The 13,227-nt window shown below is 65.4% G+C and carries 11 protein-coding genes; 6 read left to right on the top strand and 5 right to left on the bottom strand.

Going from position 1 to position 13,227, the window contains the following annotated elements; translation table 11 throughout:
* Window positions 1–49 precede the first annotated feature (49 nt).
* From ACYVD0_RS13160 to ACYVD0_RS13170, 3 genes are read left to right on the top strand one after another with little or no spacing between them, the layout of a single operon-like run.
* Window positions 50–808: an SDR family oxidoreductase gene (locus ACYVD0_RS13160; protein ID WP_460427220.1), complete on the top strand. Its 759-nt coding sequence runs from the start codon at window positions 50–52 to the stop codon at window positions 806–808.
* 39 nt (window positions 809–847) lie between these two features.
* A complete protein-coding gene (locus ACYVD0_RS13165) occupies window positions 848–1,258 on the top strand; it encodes an MGMT family protein (RefSeq protein WP_460427221.1) in 411 nt (136 codons plus the stop codon).
* Complete coding sequence (locus ACYVD0_RS13170; RefSeq protein ID WP_460427222.1) at window positions 1,248–2,795, top strand: MFS transporter; 1,548 nt, start codon at window positions 1,248–1,250, stop codon at window positions 2,793–2,795. Before ACYVD0_RS13165 ends, ACYVD0_RS13170 begins: the two co-directional genes overlap by 11 nt.
* Window positions 2,796–2,878: 83 nt before the next feature.
* On the opposite strand, the gene ACYVD0_RS13175 is transcribed toward ACYVD0_RS13170, so the two are convergent.
* Window positions 2,879–3,358: a YajQ family nucleotide-binding protein gene (locus tag ACYVD0_RS13175; protein WP_460427223.1), complete on the bottom strand. Its 480-nt coding sequence runs from the start codon at window positions 3,356–3,358 to the stop codon at window positions 2,879–2,881.
* Between the two features lie 164 nt (window positions 3,359–3,522).
* On the opposite strand from ACYVD0_RS13175, the gene ACYVD0_RS13180 reads away from it, so the two are divergent.
* Genes ACYVD0_RS13180 through ACYVD0_RS13190 form a run of 3 tightly spaced genes read left to right on the top strand, consistent with a single transcriptional unit; the run spans window position 3,523 to window position 7,134 of the window.
* Entirely contained in the window at window positions 3,523–4,473 is a 951-nt protein-coding gene (locus ACYVD0_RS13180) for a 2-dehydropantoate 2-reductase (protein WP_460427224.1), read from the top strand.
* Window positions 4,474–4,518: 45 nt separating this feature from the next.
* Window positions 4,519–6,534, top strand: a complete 2,016-nt coding sequence (locus tag ACYVD0_RS13185; RefSeq protein WP_460427225.1) for a sensor histidine kinase — start codon at window positions 4,519–4,521, stop codon at window positions 6,532–6,534.
* Window positions 6,535–6,555: 21 nt separating this feature from the next.
* Complete coding sequence (locus ACYVD0_RS13190; RefSeq protein ID WP_460427226.1) at window positions 6,556–7,134, top strand: ATP:cob(I)alamin adenosyltransferase; 579 nt, start codon at window positions 6,556–6,558, stop codon at window positions 7,132–7,134.
* On the opposite strand, the gene ACYVD0_RS13195 is transcribed toward ACYVD0_RS13190, so the two are convergent.
* The 4 genes from ACYVD0_RS13195 to secA all read right to left on the bottom strand — a co-directional run bounded on the left by ACYVD0_RS13195 (window position 7,135) and on the right by secA (window position 12,918).
* On the bottom strand, window positions 7,135–8,076 hold the full coding sequence (locus ACYVD0_RS13195; RefSeq protein ID WP_460427227.1) for a bifunctional MutT family pyrophosphohydrolase/thiamine phosphate synthase: 942 nt from the start codon (window positions 8,074–8,076) through the stop codon (window positions 7,135–7,137). It abuts the gene before it with no gap.
* Window positions 8,073–8,717 (bottom strand): glutathione S-transferase family protein, encoded by a 645-nt coding sequence (locus tag ACYVD0_RS13200; protein WP_460427228.1) that lies wholly within the window; start codon window positions 8,715–8,717, stop codon window positions 8,073–8,075. The genes ACYVD0_RS13195 and ACYVD0_RS13200 overlap by 4 nt, the downstream gene beginning before the upstream one ends.
* Window positions 8,718–8,802: 85 nt before the next feature.
* Entirely contained in the window at window positions 8,803–10,020 is a 1,218-nt protein-coding gene (gene argJ, locus ACYVD0_RS13205; protein WP_460427229.1) for a bifunctional ornithine acetyltransferase/N-acetylglutamate synthase, read from the bottom strand.
* Window positions 10,021–10,173: 153 nt separating this feature from the next.
* A complete protein-coding gene (secA, locus tag ACYVD0_RS13210; protein WP_460427230.1) occupies window positions 10,174–12,918 on the bottom strand; it encodes a preprotein translocase subunit SecA in 2,745 nt (914 codons plus the stop codon).
* Window positions 12,919–13,227 lie beyond the last annotated feature (309 nt).

The raw sequence follows: 13,227 nt of genomic DNA on the forward strand, positions 1-13,227 counted from the left end.
TAACGGCACCGACAAGGCAACAGTGAATCCATCCCAAAGGGGATATCAGATGCAGCTGAATGATAAGGTCATCATCATCACCGGAGCTTGTCAGGGACTGGGGCGGTCCATGGCCGAATATCTGGCAGCCAGGGGCGCAAGGCTCGCGCTGGTCGATCTCAACCCGGAAAAGCTCGACGCAGTCGTGACGGCTTGCAGGGCAGCCGGCGGCGAGGCGCGTGCCTACCTGTGCAATGTCACCAATGAAGAGCAGGTCATGCAGATGGTAGGCCAGGTGGCGAAGGACTTCGGGGCGATCAACGGTCTGGTGAATAACGCCGGCATCCTCCGCGACGGCCTCACCGTCAAGCTCAAGGATGGCGAAGTGAGCACCCTGAGCCTGGCCCAGTGGCAGGCGGTGATCGATGTCAACCTGACCGGCGTGTTCCTCTGCACACGGGAAGTGGCGGCGAAGATGGTCGAACTGGGCAACCGCGGCGTGATCGTCAACATTTCCTCCATTGCTAGGGCCGGCAACATGGGCCAGGCCAATTATTCGGCGGCCAAGGCCGGGGTGGCGGCCGATACCGTAGTCTGGGCCAAGGAGCTGGCCCGCTACGGCATTCGCGTAGCGGCCATCGCCCCCGGGTTCATCGAAACCGGGATGACCGCCAGCATGCGTCCCGAGGCACTGGAAAAGATGACTGCCGGCATCCCCCTCAAACGTATGGGCAAACCCGCGGAAGTCGCCCATGCCGCAGCCTTCATCTTCGAGAACGACTATTTCACCGGCCGCGCCATCGAATTGGATGGCGGTCTGCGCCTGTAGGACGACAGGCTCCAGGTGAAGGCCCGGAGCCGTTCCCCGATGCATCCAGACATCCACAGCCAACTCCGCGAGCCCGCAGCGGAGGATGCCGCCAGCCGCCGCCAGGCCCTGTATCAGACCCTGGCCCGGGTGCCGGTCGGCCAGGTGGTCAGCTACGGACGCCTTGCCGAACTGGCCGGACTTGGCCGGGCCGCCCGCTGGGCCGGTCGCCTCCTGGCGCAATTGCCGGAAGACACCCGCCTGCCATGGCACCGCGTAGTCGCCGTCGACGGCCGGCTCTGTCTTCCGCCGGGCAGCCCCGCCGGCGACGAGCAGCGCGCCCGTCTGCGCGCGGAGGGGCTGACCATTCGCGACAATCGCGTGGATATTCGCCGGCACGGCTGGCATCCGAATGACGCTGCGGTTAGAGTGCGCCCTTTGCCCGCCACCACGAAGCCCCATGTCCCATAAATCCTGGCGTGATGCCCTCGCCGCCTATGCCAGCCCCGCCACCCTGGCCCTACTGCTGCTTGGTTTTGCCGCCGGTCTGCCGTACATGCTGGTGTTTTCCACCCTGTCGGTCTGGCTGCGCGAAGCTGGGGTCGCCCGCGAGACCATCGGGTATGCCAGCCTGATCGGACTGGCCTACGCCTTCAAGTGGATATGGGCTCCCCTGCTTGACCAGTGGCGCCTACCGCTGCTCAGCCGCCTTGGCCGGCGGCGCTCCTGGCTGCTGTTGTCGCAGACACTGATCGCCCTGGGACTGGTCGGGATGGCCCTATGCGATCCGCAGTATACCCTGCCCTGGCTGATTGCCCTGGCCGTGCTGGTCGCCTTTGCCTCGGCCACCCAGGACATCGCTGTGGACGCCTATCGCCTGGAGATCGCCGAAGACAGCCGCCAGGCCGCCCTGGCTGCCAGCTACATGGCCGGCTACCGGGTATCCGCCCTGCTGGCCACCGCTGGTGCTCTGTATTTCGCCGACTGGTTCGGCTCCACCAACGAGTTCTACAAGAACTCTGCCTGGAGCTCCACCTACCTGGTGTTCGCCCTGCTGATGCTGCCTGGCCTGACCACCACCCTGCTAATGCGCGAACCCTCAGTCCCCCTGCAGACCCAGCAGGAGGCGGCACGCTACAGCTTCAACCACCAGATGCTGTCGATCCTGGTGCTGATCGTGCTGATGGTCTCGGTGCCGGCGACTTTCACCCAGCTCTATAACAGCGACATCCTGCAGGTGCTGCAGGGGCGCATGGGCGTGGTCGAGCTGATCGGTGAAGACCGCGCCTTCCTACGCTTCCTGCTCTACTTCATCCTCTCCACCCTGTGCCTGTCGGCCATGGGCCGGCGCAGTCTGGCACCGGTACTGACCCCGATCAGCGACTTCACCCACCGCTACCGCTGGCAGGCCCTGCTGCTGCTCGGCCTGATCGCCACCTACCGCCTGTCGGATACGGTGCTCGGCGTGATGGCCAACGTGTTCTACATCGACCAGGGCTTCACCAAGGAACAGATCGCCAGCGTCAGCAAGCTGTTCGGCCTGGTCATGACCCTGCTCGGCGCCGGCTTCGGTGGCCTGCTGATCGTCCGCTTCGGCATCCTGCCGATCCTCTTCATCGGCGGTGCGGCCTCCGCCGCCACCAACCTGCTGTTCCTCATGCTCACCAGCATGGGGGCCAACCTGGAGATGCTGGTGCTGACCATCTCCTGCGACAACTTCAGCTCCGGCCTGGCCACCTCGGCCTTCGTCGCCTACCTGTCAAGCCTGACCAGCCTGAAGTTCTCTGCCACCCAGTACGCCCTGCTCAGCTCGATCATGCTGCTGCTGCCGCGGCTGATCGGCGGATATTCCGGCGTACTGGTGGAGAAGCACGGCTACGGCCAGTTCTTCTTGTTCACCGCCCTGCTCGGCGTGCCGACCCTCCTGCTGATTCTCTGGCAGTCGCGGCAGCAGCCACTCGGCCCCGAGCCCTCGGAAGATGGCGATGCCGTTACCGAACGCCCCTGATCCGCTGCCCAACCACAACGCAATCGCCCCGGCTTGACCGGGGCGATTGCATTCTGGGCACGGCAACCCACAGCTTGGCCGGGTCAGTCGCGGAAGTTGTTGAACTGCAGCGGCATGCCCAGCTCCTGGGTACGCAGCAGGGCAATGGCTTCCTGCAGATCGTCGCGCTTCTTGCCAGTGACGCGCACCTGTTCGCCCTGGATCGCCGCCTGCACCTTGAGCTTGGCGTCCTTGATCAGCGCGACGATCTTCTTCGCCAGCTCCTTGTCGATGCCTTCGCGCAGGATCACCTCCTGCTTGACCACCTTGCCCGAGGCATAGGAGTCCTTGTACTCCAGGCACTGGATGTCGATCTTGCGCTTGATCAGGGCCAGCTTGAGGATCTCGATCATCTGCTCGAGCATGAAGTCGGCCTCCGCGGTCAGGGTGACCGTCTTCTCCTTGAACTCGAAGCTGCCTTTGCCACGCAGGTCATAGCGACGGTCCAGCTCTTTGATCGCATTGTCGACGGCATTGGTGACTTCGTGCTTGTCCAGTTCGGACACCACGTCGAACGAGGGCATGGAATTCCTCCAGTTGAGGGCGCGGCCGGCATCGCAGCAAGCGCCTGGCTTGACGGTTGAAGTGACCACTCATTATAACGGCTCGACCGCGGCGCATCGCCGGGCCGTGCCGCCGAGCACAGACCGCCGCCTTTGCCCGCTCCAGCCAATCAGCGAGTCCTGCTATGTCTCTCTCCCCGCTCGACGCTCCCCAGGCCCCAGCCCGCGAGACCACCTGGCACGTGCTCGGCGCCGGCAGCCTGGGCAGCCTCTGGGCCGTGCGCCTGGCCCGCGCCGGCCTGCCGGTGCGGCTGGTCCTGCGCAACCCGCAGCGGCTGGCGGCCTACCGGGCCGCCGGCGGCCTGCGACTGGTGGAGGGCGGAACGGAACGGCTGTATCCAATTCCTGCCGAAAGCCTCGATGCCGATACTCCCATCCGCCGCCTGCTCCTGGCCTGCAAGGCCTATGATGCAATGCCGGCAGCAGAGCGCCTGGCGCCACGTCTGGAACCAGGCGCCGAACTTGTCCTGCTGCAGAACGGACTCGGCAGCCAGGACGCGGTGGCCGCCCGGCTGCCGGGGCGCCGCTGTCTACTCGCTTCGACGACCGAGGGAGCCTTCCGCAACGGCGACTTCCGGACAGTGTTCGCCGGCCAGGGCCATACCTGGCTCGGCGATGCAGGCCCGCCGCCGGCCTGGCTGGACGAACTGGTCGCAGCCGGCATTCCCCACGCATGGAGCGAAACGATTCACAGCCGGCTGTGGCGCAAGCTCGCCCTCAACTGCGCGATCAACCCGCTCAGCGTCCTGCACGACTGCCGCAATGGCGGCCTGCAGGAGCATGCCGGGGAAGTCACTGCGCTCTGTGCCGAGCTGGCCGAACTGCTGCGCCGCTGCGGGCAGCCGGCCGCCGCCGAAGGCCTGCAGGAGGAGGTCGAGCGGGTGATCCAGGCCACTGCAGCGAATTATTCGTCCATGCATCAGGATGTAGCCTGCGGCCGGCGCAGCGAGATCGCCTACCTGCTCGGCCATGCCTGCCACGAGGCCGGACGCCGGGAGCTGCGTCTGCCCCGTCTGGAGGCGCTGCACCGCCGCCTACGGCGGCATTTAGCCGAACGCGGATTGCCGATCGACTGAGGCCCGCGCTAACCTGCCCGCTCCTTCCCCAGCCGCGTGATGCCCATGGGTCTGCGTCAGCGCCTCGAAAATCTGCCGGTCGGCCGCAAGCTCCTGGCGGCCCTGGTGGTTCTGCTCGCCGCCGTGCTGCTGCTGGCCAACCTGGCCTTCATCAGCGCCGCCTACTGGATCTCCCAGCAGAGCATGACGCCCCAGGCGCTGGGCACCTTCGGCCAGCTGATTGCCAGCCCGCCGCTCGCCCGTCAGGCCATCGCTTCGCCGGAAGCGGCCCAGGAGGTGCTGCAGCGTCTGGAACCCTATGCCCCGCTGCGCAGTGCCGCCCTGTATGGCAGTGATGGGCAGTTGCTCGCCCAGCTGCAAAGAGGCGACGCCCTGAACCTGCCTGAGCACGTTGACAAACTGCTCGTCTGGCGGCTGCTCGAATTTCGCGTCACCGAGTTGGTTGAGCTGCCGCAGCCGGGACAGCCCCCCGGCCATCTGCTACTGGTCGCCTCCAGTGAGCTGCCGGGGGCCTTCTACACCGGCACCCTCAGTGCCAGCCTGCTGATTCTCGCCTTCAGCGTACTGCTCTGGATGCTGGTAGCCCGGCAGATCCGCCGGCTGATCACCCGGCCGATCCGCAGGCTGGAGGAACTTTCGCGCCGGGTCACCCTTGAGGAGAACTATTCGTTGCGCGCCAAGCGCGGCAACCAGGACGAGATCGGCAGCCTGGCCGACGCCTTCAACACCATGTTGTCGCGCATCGAGGCCCGCGAGCAGCAGCTCAAGCGCGCCCGCGACGAAGCGCAGAGCGCCTTCGACCAGGCGCAGACCCTAACCGAGGAAACCCGCCGCTTCAATCGCAAGCTGGAGCTTGAGGTCCAAGTGCGCAGCAAGATCGAGAAGAAGCTCACCGGCTTCCAGAACTATCTCAACAGCATCATCGACTCCATGCCATCGGCGCTGATCGCCCTCGACGAGCAGCTCTACGTGACCCAGTGGAACCAGGAGGCCAGCAGCCTGTCCGGAACCCCCCTGCACGAGGCCCTGAACCAACCGATCTTCCTCGCCTTCCCGCCGCTGCAGCCGTTCCTCGACCAGCTCAGGCATACCGCTGAACGGCACCGGGTAGAGAAGATCGAGCGCGTCACCTGGTCGCGCAACGACGCGCCCCACCACTACGCGCTGACCTTCTACCCACTGATGGGCGGCGGCGGGCGCGGTGTAGTGATCCGCATCGACGACATCACCCAGCGCCTGTCCATGGAAGAGCTGATGGTGCAGTCGGAGAAAATGCTCTCGGTCGGCGGCCTCGCCGCTGGCATGGCCCACGAGATCAACAACCCGCTGGGGGCCATCCTGCACAACGTGCAGAACATCCGTCGACGCCTGTCGCCGAAGCTGCCGAAGAACCTCGAACAGGCGGAAGAATGCGGCGTCTCGCTGGCCTCGGTGAACGACTACCTGGCCAGACGCGAAGTGCCGCAGCTGCTCGACGGCATCCAGCAGGCGGGGACCCGCGCGGCGAAGATCGTCAGCCATATGCTCAGCTTCAGCCGGCGCAGCGACCGGCAACTGACCCCTACTCTGCTCCCGCCACTGATCGACCAGGCGCTGGAAATCGCCGGCAATGACTTCGCCCCGACGGAGAACTTCGACTTCAGGAACATCCGCATCCAGTGCGACTTCGATCCGAATCTCGGCCCGGTGCTGATCATTGCCAATGAGCTGGAGCAGGTGCTGCTCAACCTGCTGAAGAACGCCGCCCAGTCGATCCACCAGCGCCAGAACGGCCTGCCCGGGCGCATCACTCTGCGTACCCGCCTCAATCCCCCATGGGCGGAGATCATCGTCGAGGACAATGGTGTCGGCATTCCCGAAACCGTGCGCAAGCGCATCTTCGAGCCATTCTTCACTACCAAGGAAGTCGGCCAGGGCACCGGCCTCGGTCTGTCGGTGTCCTATTTCATCATCACCAACAACCACAAGGGGCAGATGGAGGTGCAGTCGAAGCCAGGCCAGGGCAGCAGCTTCACCCTGCGCCTGCAGCTGGCCGAGGCGCCGGAAGGAGCCGAACTCTGAGCCCGCCCGGCAGAGGCAGACATGGGTAACCGACTCTCGAAGATCTACACACGCACCGGCGATGCCGGCGAAACCGGCCTGGCCGATGGCCGCCGGGTACCCAAGAATCATCCCCGGGTGGAGGCCATGGGTGAGGTGGACAGCCTGAACAGCCAGCTCGGCCTGCTGCTCGCCGAGCTGGACGAGCAACAGGCACGCTGGCCGAGCCTTGGCGAGCTGAGCGGAATCATAGGGCCCTGCCAGCACCGTCTGTTCGATCTCGGCGGCGAACTGGCGATGCCCGCCTACCAGGCCCTCGAGGCGAGCGAGATTGCCCGCCTGGAAGTAGCCATCGACCGCTGGAATGCGGAACTGGGGCCCTTGCAGGACTTCATCCTGCCCGGCGGTTCGAGGCTGATCGCCCAGGCCCATGTCTGCCGCAGCCAGGCCCGCAGCGCCGAGCGGCGCTGCCAGCAGCTGAATGCCGTCGAAGCGCTGCGCCCGGAACTCCTCGCCTATCTCAACCGGCTCTCCGACCTGCTGTTCGTCGCCGCGCGGCTGATCGCCCGCCGCCAGGACCGGGCGGAAATCCTCTGGCGGGCCGCCAGCCCGGCAGGCTGATCAGTCTGGCCAGAGTCCGCGGATGCCGGCGATGCCTTGGGCGCCGGCGTGCCAGGCACGCGCCAGATCCTGGCTGGCGAGCCCGCCGAGCACGAATGCCGGACGGTCGAAGCCCTGCAGCAGTTCTGTGGCCAGCCCCCAGCCCAGGGGCTTGGCCTCGGGATGGCTGCAGGTAGCCTCGATCGGCGACAGAGTGACGAAGTCCACCCCCATCTGCGCGGCCAAGGCCAACTCCTCGGCATCGTGGCAGGAGGCGGCCAGCCAGCGCTCGGCCGGGAATGGCCGGCCGTTGGCGGCGTAGTCACGCAGTTGCCGGGCGGTCAGGTGCCAGCCGGCGGCCGGGAAATCGCCGAGCCACTCCAGCGGCCCCTTGAGCATCAGCTGCGCCCGTCCAGCGCAGAGCCCCTGCACGTCGACCGCCAGGTCACGGTATTCGGGGTTGAACATCCCCGGCGCGCGCAGCTGGACCAGACGGATACCACCCTCCAGGGCGGCCCGCAGCCCCTGCAGCAGGGCCTGCGAAGAGAGGTTGTCCGGAGTGATCAGGTAGCGCTCGGGCAGCCGGGCGGCGGCAACGATCGGATAGTTGGCGGCGGGAAACGGGTAGTCCGGCAGTTGCCGCGGGGTGACCCAGGACAGTGCCTGGCCTTCGGCGCCATGGGGCTCTCCGGCGAAGGCGCCGACCTCCCAGACATCCAGCAGCACCCGCTTGTCGGGGTAGTCGTGGCGCACCTGGATCAGCGGCCTGGCCGCGGTCACGCGGATGCCCAGCTCCTCCTCCAGTTCGCGGGCCAGAGCCGCCTCGACCACCTCACCCTCCTCCACCTTGCCGCCGGGGAACTCCCAGAGGCCGCCTTGGTGCTTGTCCTCAGGGCGCCTGGCGATCAGCACTCGGTCGTCGGCGCCGCGAATCACCGCCGCCACGACATGCACACGCTTCATCCGATCGTCTCCGTTTCCTGCAGGGCCGCCTGGTACCAGCGCTGGAAGGCCGGCCACTGATAGATGGTTTCCACATAAGCCGCTGCCGGCTCCGGCAGGGCCACGGCATAGCTGCGCAGACGTGCCGCCACTGGCGCATAGAAGGCGTCGGCGATGCCGGCATGGCCAAACAGGAAAGTACCGTCCGCGCCGAAACGCTGCCGGCAATCGGCCCAGAGTGCACAGATGCGGCCGATATCCGCCTGCACGGCGGCCGGCAGCGGCAGTGCCAGCGGCTTCGGCTTGCGCCTGAGGTCCATCGGCAGATGACTGCGCAGGGCAGCAAAGCCACTGTGCATTTCGGCGCACACCGAGCGCGCCACCGCCCGCGCATATTCGCCGCGCGGCCAGAGATGGCACTCGCTGTAGGTTTCGGCCAGGTACTCAGCGATTGCCAGGGAATCCCAGACCGGCCCCTCCTCGGTCAGCAGCGCCGGCACCTTGCCGGTAGGCGAGTGGTTCAGCAGGCGGGCGCGGCTCTCCTGCTGGTAAAGGGGGATCCGCACCTCCGTGTAGGGCTCCTCGGTCAGCTCCAGCACCAGAGCGGCGCGCATCGACCAGGACGAGTGGTTCTTGTTGCCGATGATCAAAGTCAGGGGCATGGAGGTCTCCTTGGCAGCGGGTAACTCGCGACATGCGAGCGCCGCTGCGTTCCCGCAGCTTGTGGCCTGCCGCTCGAGGCGGCGCTTACGTCCGGTATTCGGCGTTGATCTTCACGTACTCGTGAGACAGGTCGCTGGTCCAGATGGTTTCGCTGCAGTCGCCCCGGCCCAGCTCGATGCGGATGCCGATCTCCGCCTCGGCCATCACCGCAGCGCCCTGCTCCTCGGTATAGGTCGGTGCGCGACCGCCCTGCCTGGCGATGCAGACATCGCCGAGGAAGACGTCGATCCGGCTCACGTCGAGCTGAGGCACGCCGGCGCGGCCGACGGCGGCGAGGATGCGCCCCCAGTTCGGATCGGAGGCGAACAGCGCGGTCTTGATCAGCGGCGAGTGGGCCACAGCGTAGCCGACGTCCAAGCACTCTTGGTGGGTTGCGCCGCCGTTGACCTGCACGGTGACAAACTTGGTTGCGCCCTCGCCGTCGCGGACGATGGCCTGTGCCACGTCCATACTCACCTCGAATACCGCCTGCTTTAACTTGGCGAACAGCTCACCCTTGGCTTCGCGAATTTCCGGCAGGGCCACCTGGCCGGTGGCAACCAGCATGCAGCAATCGTTGGTGGAGGTATCGCCGTCGATGGTAATACGGTTGAACGACTTGTTTGCCGCATCGCGCAGCAGATCCTGCAGCACCGGCTGGGCGACCCTGGCGTCGGTGGCAATGTAGCCGAGCATGGTAGCCATGTTCGGGCGGATCATCCCGGCGCCCTTGGAGATGCCGGTGACGGTGACGGTGACCCCGTCATGCACGAACTGGCGGCTGGCCCCCTTGGGCAGGGTGTCGGTGGTCATGATGCCTTCGGCGGCGGTCGCCCAGTTGTCGGCCTTGAGATTGGCCAGGGCGGCCGGCAGCGCGGCTTCGATCTTCTCCACCGGCAGGGGCTCGCCGATCACCCCCGTGGAAAATGGCAGCACCGCCGCTTCCGCCACTCCGGCCAGCTCGGCGAGCCGGGCGCAGGTGCGTGCGGCCGCCTGCAGGCCCGGCTCGCCGGTGCCGGCATTGGCATTGCCGGTATTGGTCAGCAGGTAGCGCACGGCACCCTGCACGCGCTGCCTGGCGAGGATCACTGGTGCCGCGCAGAAGGCATTGAGGGTGAACACCCCGGCGACCATGGAGCCTTCGGCGCAGCGCATCACCACAACATCCTTGCGCCCAGGGCGCTTAATACCGGCGGAGGCGATGCCGAGTTCGAAACCGGGGACCGGGTGCAGGGTGGGCAGAGGGCCAAGACCGACAGCCATGAAGGGCTCCTTCGTAGGGATTCTGTTAAGTGAGCGTACTGGGGGTACGGAAAACGGGCGGAAAAACGCCGCGACCGGCCCGACCGGTCGCGGCGTTGCGGATACGGCCTTGCGCATTCCGAACCCGCTACGCCGAAACGCAGACTGGCAACTTTAGTTGAGCTGCCCGTGGCAGTGCTTGTACTTCTTGCCGGAACCGCAGGGACAGGGCTCGTTGCGCCCGATCTTCGGCTCGGGACGCGCTGGCACGGCTCCCGGCTGGGGCTCATCGATGACCTCGAGATCGCCGCCCTCCGTCTGTGGCGCCAAGGCCGAAGCGGCGGCATGCTGGAACTGCATGCGCCGGGCCAGGACCTCGGCCTCGCGACGCAGGCGCTTCTCCTCCTCGGCCGGATCCTCGCGGCGAACCTGCACATGGGAAAGCACGCGGATGGCATCGCGCTTGATCGACTCAAGCAGGGTCTGGAACAGCTCGAAGGACTCACGCTTGTATTCCTGCTTGGGATTCTTCTGCGCGTAGCCGCGCAGGTGGATGCCGTGGCGCAGGTGGTCCATGGTCGACAGGTGGTCCTTCCACAGGTCGTCCAGCACGCGCAGTAGGATCTGCTTCTCGAAGGTCCGCAGGGCTTCGGCGCCGGCGATCTCCTCCTTCTCCCGATAGGCTGCCAGCAGCGCCTCGAGGATGCGCTCGCGTAGCGCCTCCTCATGGAGCTTATCGTCCTCGTCGAGCCATTGCTGCAGCGGCAGCTGCACGCCGAAATCGCTCTGCAGGGTAGCTTCCAGACCGGTGATATCCCACTGCTCGGACAGCGACTGCGGAAGGATGTGTTGATTGATGGCGGAGCCCAGCACCTCTTGGCGGAATTCGGCGATGGTTTCGCCGATATCCTCGGCCACCAACAGGCTGTTGCGCATATGGTAGATCACCTTGCGCTGCTCATTGGCCACATCGTCGAATTCGAGCAGTTGCTTACGCATGTCGAAGTTGCGGCCCTCGACCTTGCGCTGGGCCTTCTCGATGGCATTGGTCACCATGCGGTGCTCGATGGCCTCGCCGGCCTGCATGCCGAGCGCCTTCATGAAGTTCTTCACCCGATCGGAGGCGAAGATACGCATCAAGTTGTCTTCCAGGGACAGGTAGAAACGGCTGGAGCCCGGGTCGCCCTGACGGCCGGAACGACCACGCAGTTGGTTGTCGATGCGACGCGACTCGTGGCGCTCGGAGGCGATCACGTGCAGACCGCCGGCCTCGATCACCTGCTGGTGGCGCTTCTGCCAGTCGGCCTTGATCTGCGCTACCTGCTCTTCGCCCGGCTCACCCAGTGACGCAACCTCGACCTCCCAATTGCCACCGAGGAGGATGTCGGTACCCCGGCCGGCCATGTTGGTGGCGATGGTCACAGCGCCGGGACGACCAGCCTGGGCGATGATCTCGGCTTCCTTCTCGTGATACTTGGCGTTGAGCACCTGATGCGCAATGCCTTCCTTCTTCAGCAGCAGGGAGACATATTCAGAACTCTCGATCGAGGCGGTACCCACTAGAACTGGCCGGCCCAGGGCCTGGCACTCCTTGATATCGACGACGATCGCCGCATACTTTTCTTCCTGGGTCAGGTAGACCAGATCGTTGAAGTCCTTGCGGGAGACCGGCCGGTGGGTCGGGATCACCACCACGTCGAGACCGTAGATCTGGCGGAACTCGAAGGCTTCGGTGTCAGCGGTGCCGGTCATGCCGGCGAGCTTGTGGTAGAGACGGAAGTAATTCTGGAAGGTGGTCGAGGCCAGGGTCTGGCTTTCCGCCTGGATCGGCAGCCCTTCCTTGGCCTCGATGGCCTGATGCAGGCCCTCGGAGAGGCGGCGGCCCGGCATGGTCCGGCCAGTGTGCTCGTCGATCAGCAGCACCTGGTTGCCTTGGATGATGTATTCGACGTTGCGATGGAACAGGACGTGCGCACGCAGGCCCGCATAGATGTGGGTCAGCAGCTGCAGATTGTGGGCAGAGTAGAGGTTATCGCCCTCGGGCAGCAGGCCGGCGCGGGTCAGCAGCTCCTCGATGAACTGATGGCCCTGCTCGTTCAGCTCGATCTGCCGGGTCTTCTCGTCTAGGGCGTAGTGCCCCTCCTGGGTGACCACACCCTCCTCTTCCTCGATGTGACGCTTCAGCTGCGGAATCAGGGCGTTGATCTGCAAGTACAGCCGGGAGCTGTCTTCGGCCTGGCCGGAGATGATCAGCGGAGTGCGCGCCTCGTCGATCAGGATGGAGTCGACCTCGTCGATTACCGCATAGTTGAGTTCGCGCTGGAACTTGTCCTCCAAGCTGAAGGCCATGTTGTCGCGCAGGTAGTCGAAGCCGAACTCGTTGTTGGTGCCATAGGTGATGTCGGCAGCGTAGGCGGCGCGTTTCTCCTCCGGCGGCTGGAAGGGGGTGACCACGCCGACAGAAAGACCGAGGAACTCATACAGCGGGCGCATCCAGTTGGCATCGCGGCGGGCCAGGTAGTCGTTCACCGTCACCACATGCACCCCTTTGCCGGCCAAGGCATTAAGGTAGACGGCCAGAGTCGCCACCAGGGTCTTGCCTTCACCGGTGCGCATCTCGGCGATCTTGCCTTCGTGCAGGACCATGGCACCGATCAGCTGTACGTCAAAGTGGCGCATGCCCATCACCCGCTTGCCCGCTTCGCGGGCGACAGCGAAGGCTTCCGGCAACAGCTGGTCGAGGGTTTCACCCTTGCCGAGACGGTCCCTGAACTCCTCAGTTTTGATGCGCAACTGCTCGTCCGTCAGCGCCACCATTTGCTCTTCGAGGACATTGATCGCCCGCACGGCTCGACGCATGCGCTTGACTTCACGATCGTTCTTGCTTCCAAAGAGCACTTTCAACAAAGGCGCAAACATATCGACAGATTCTTCCTCACATATGAATGGAAGGCGGGCACGGGGCCGACCCGGCAGCCGGAAACGGCTGCGATGGGAAACAAGCATTCTACCCGCAAATCTGCTCGGCAAGAAAAGCGGCATCATGCAGAAGGGTCGGCTTACGCGCCAAAAATGCCAAAGGCCGCGCTTGCCGCAAGAGAGACCACCAAGGGTTAGCGCCCCGGGGCAATCGCATGAAGGCTACCCAAGTCCGAGAAGTACAGCGCGATAGGTATCGGAGGTGGATGCAACCAGGCGGCGGGTCTTGATGCCACCCTTCTTGCCGGT

Source organism: Azotobacter armeniacus (genome assembly GCF_054779355.1).

What these genes read in the sequence shown, in the direction of transcription:
- ACYVD0_RS13160 (WP_460427220.1), top strand. Translation starts at nt 50, where the DNA reads ATGCAGCTGAATGATAAGGTCATCATCATCACCGGAGCTTGTCAGGGA.
- ACYVD0_RS13170 (WP_460427222.1), top strand. Translation starts at nt 1,248, where the DNA reads ATGTCCCATAAATCCTGGCGTGATGCCCTCGCCGCCTATGCCAGCCCC.
- ACYVD0_RS13185 (WP_460427225.1), top strand. Translation starts at nt 4,519, where the DNA reads ATGGGTCTGCGTCAGCGCCTCGAAAATCTGCCGGTCGGCCGCAAGCTC.
- argJ (WP_460427229.1), bottom strand. Translation starts at nt 10,020, where the DNA reads ATGGCTGTCGGTCTTGGCCCTCTGCCCACCCTGCACCCGGTCCCCGGT.
- ACYVD0_RS13195 (WP_460427227.1), bottom strand. Translation starts at nt 8,076, where the DNA reads ATGAAGCGTGTGCATGTCGTGGCGGCGGTGATTCGCGGCGCCGACGAC.
- ACYVD0_RS13165 (WP_460427221.1), top strand. Translation starts at nt 848, where the DNA reads ATGCATCCAGACATCCACAGCCAACTCCGCGAGCCCGCAGCGGAGGAT.
- ACYVD0_RS13200 (WP_460427228.1), bottom strand. Translation starts at nt 8,717, where the DNA reads ATGCCCCTGACTTTGATCATCGGCAACAAGAACCACTCGTCCTGGTCG.
- ACYVD0_RS13175 (WP_460427223.1), bottom strand. Translation starts at nt 3,358, where the DNA reads ATGCCCTCGTTCGACGTGGTGTCCGAACTGGACAAGCACGAAGTCACC.
- ACYVD0_RS13190 (WP_460427226.1), top strand. Translation starts at nt 6,556, where the DNA reads ATGGGTAACCGACTCTCGAAGATCTACACACGCACCGGCGATGCCGGC.
- secA (WP_460427230.1), bottom strand. Translation starts at nt 12,918, where the DNA reads ATGTTTGCGCCTTTGTTGAAAGTGCTCTTTGGAAGCAAGAACGATCGT.
- ACYVD0_RS13180 (WP_460427224.1), top strand. Translation starts at nt 3,523, where the DNA reads ATGTCTCTCTCCCCGCTCGACGCTCCCCAGGCCCCAGCCCGCGAGACC.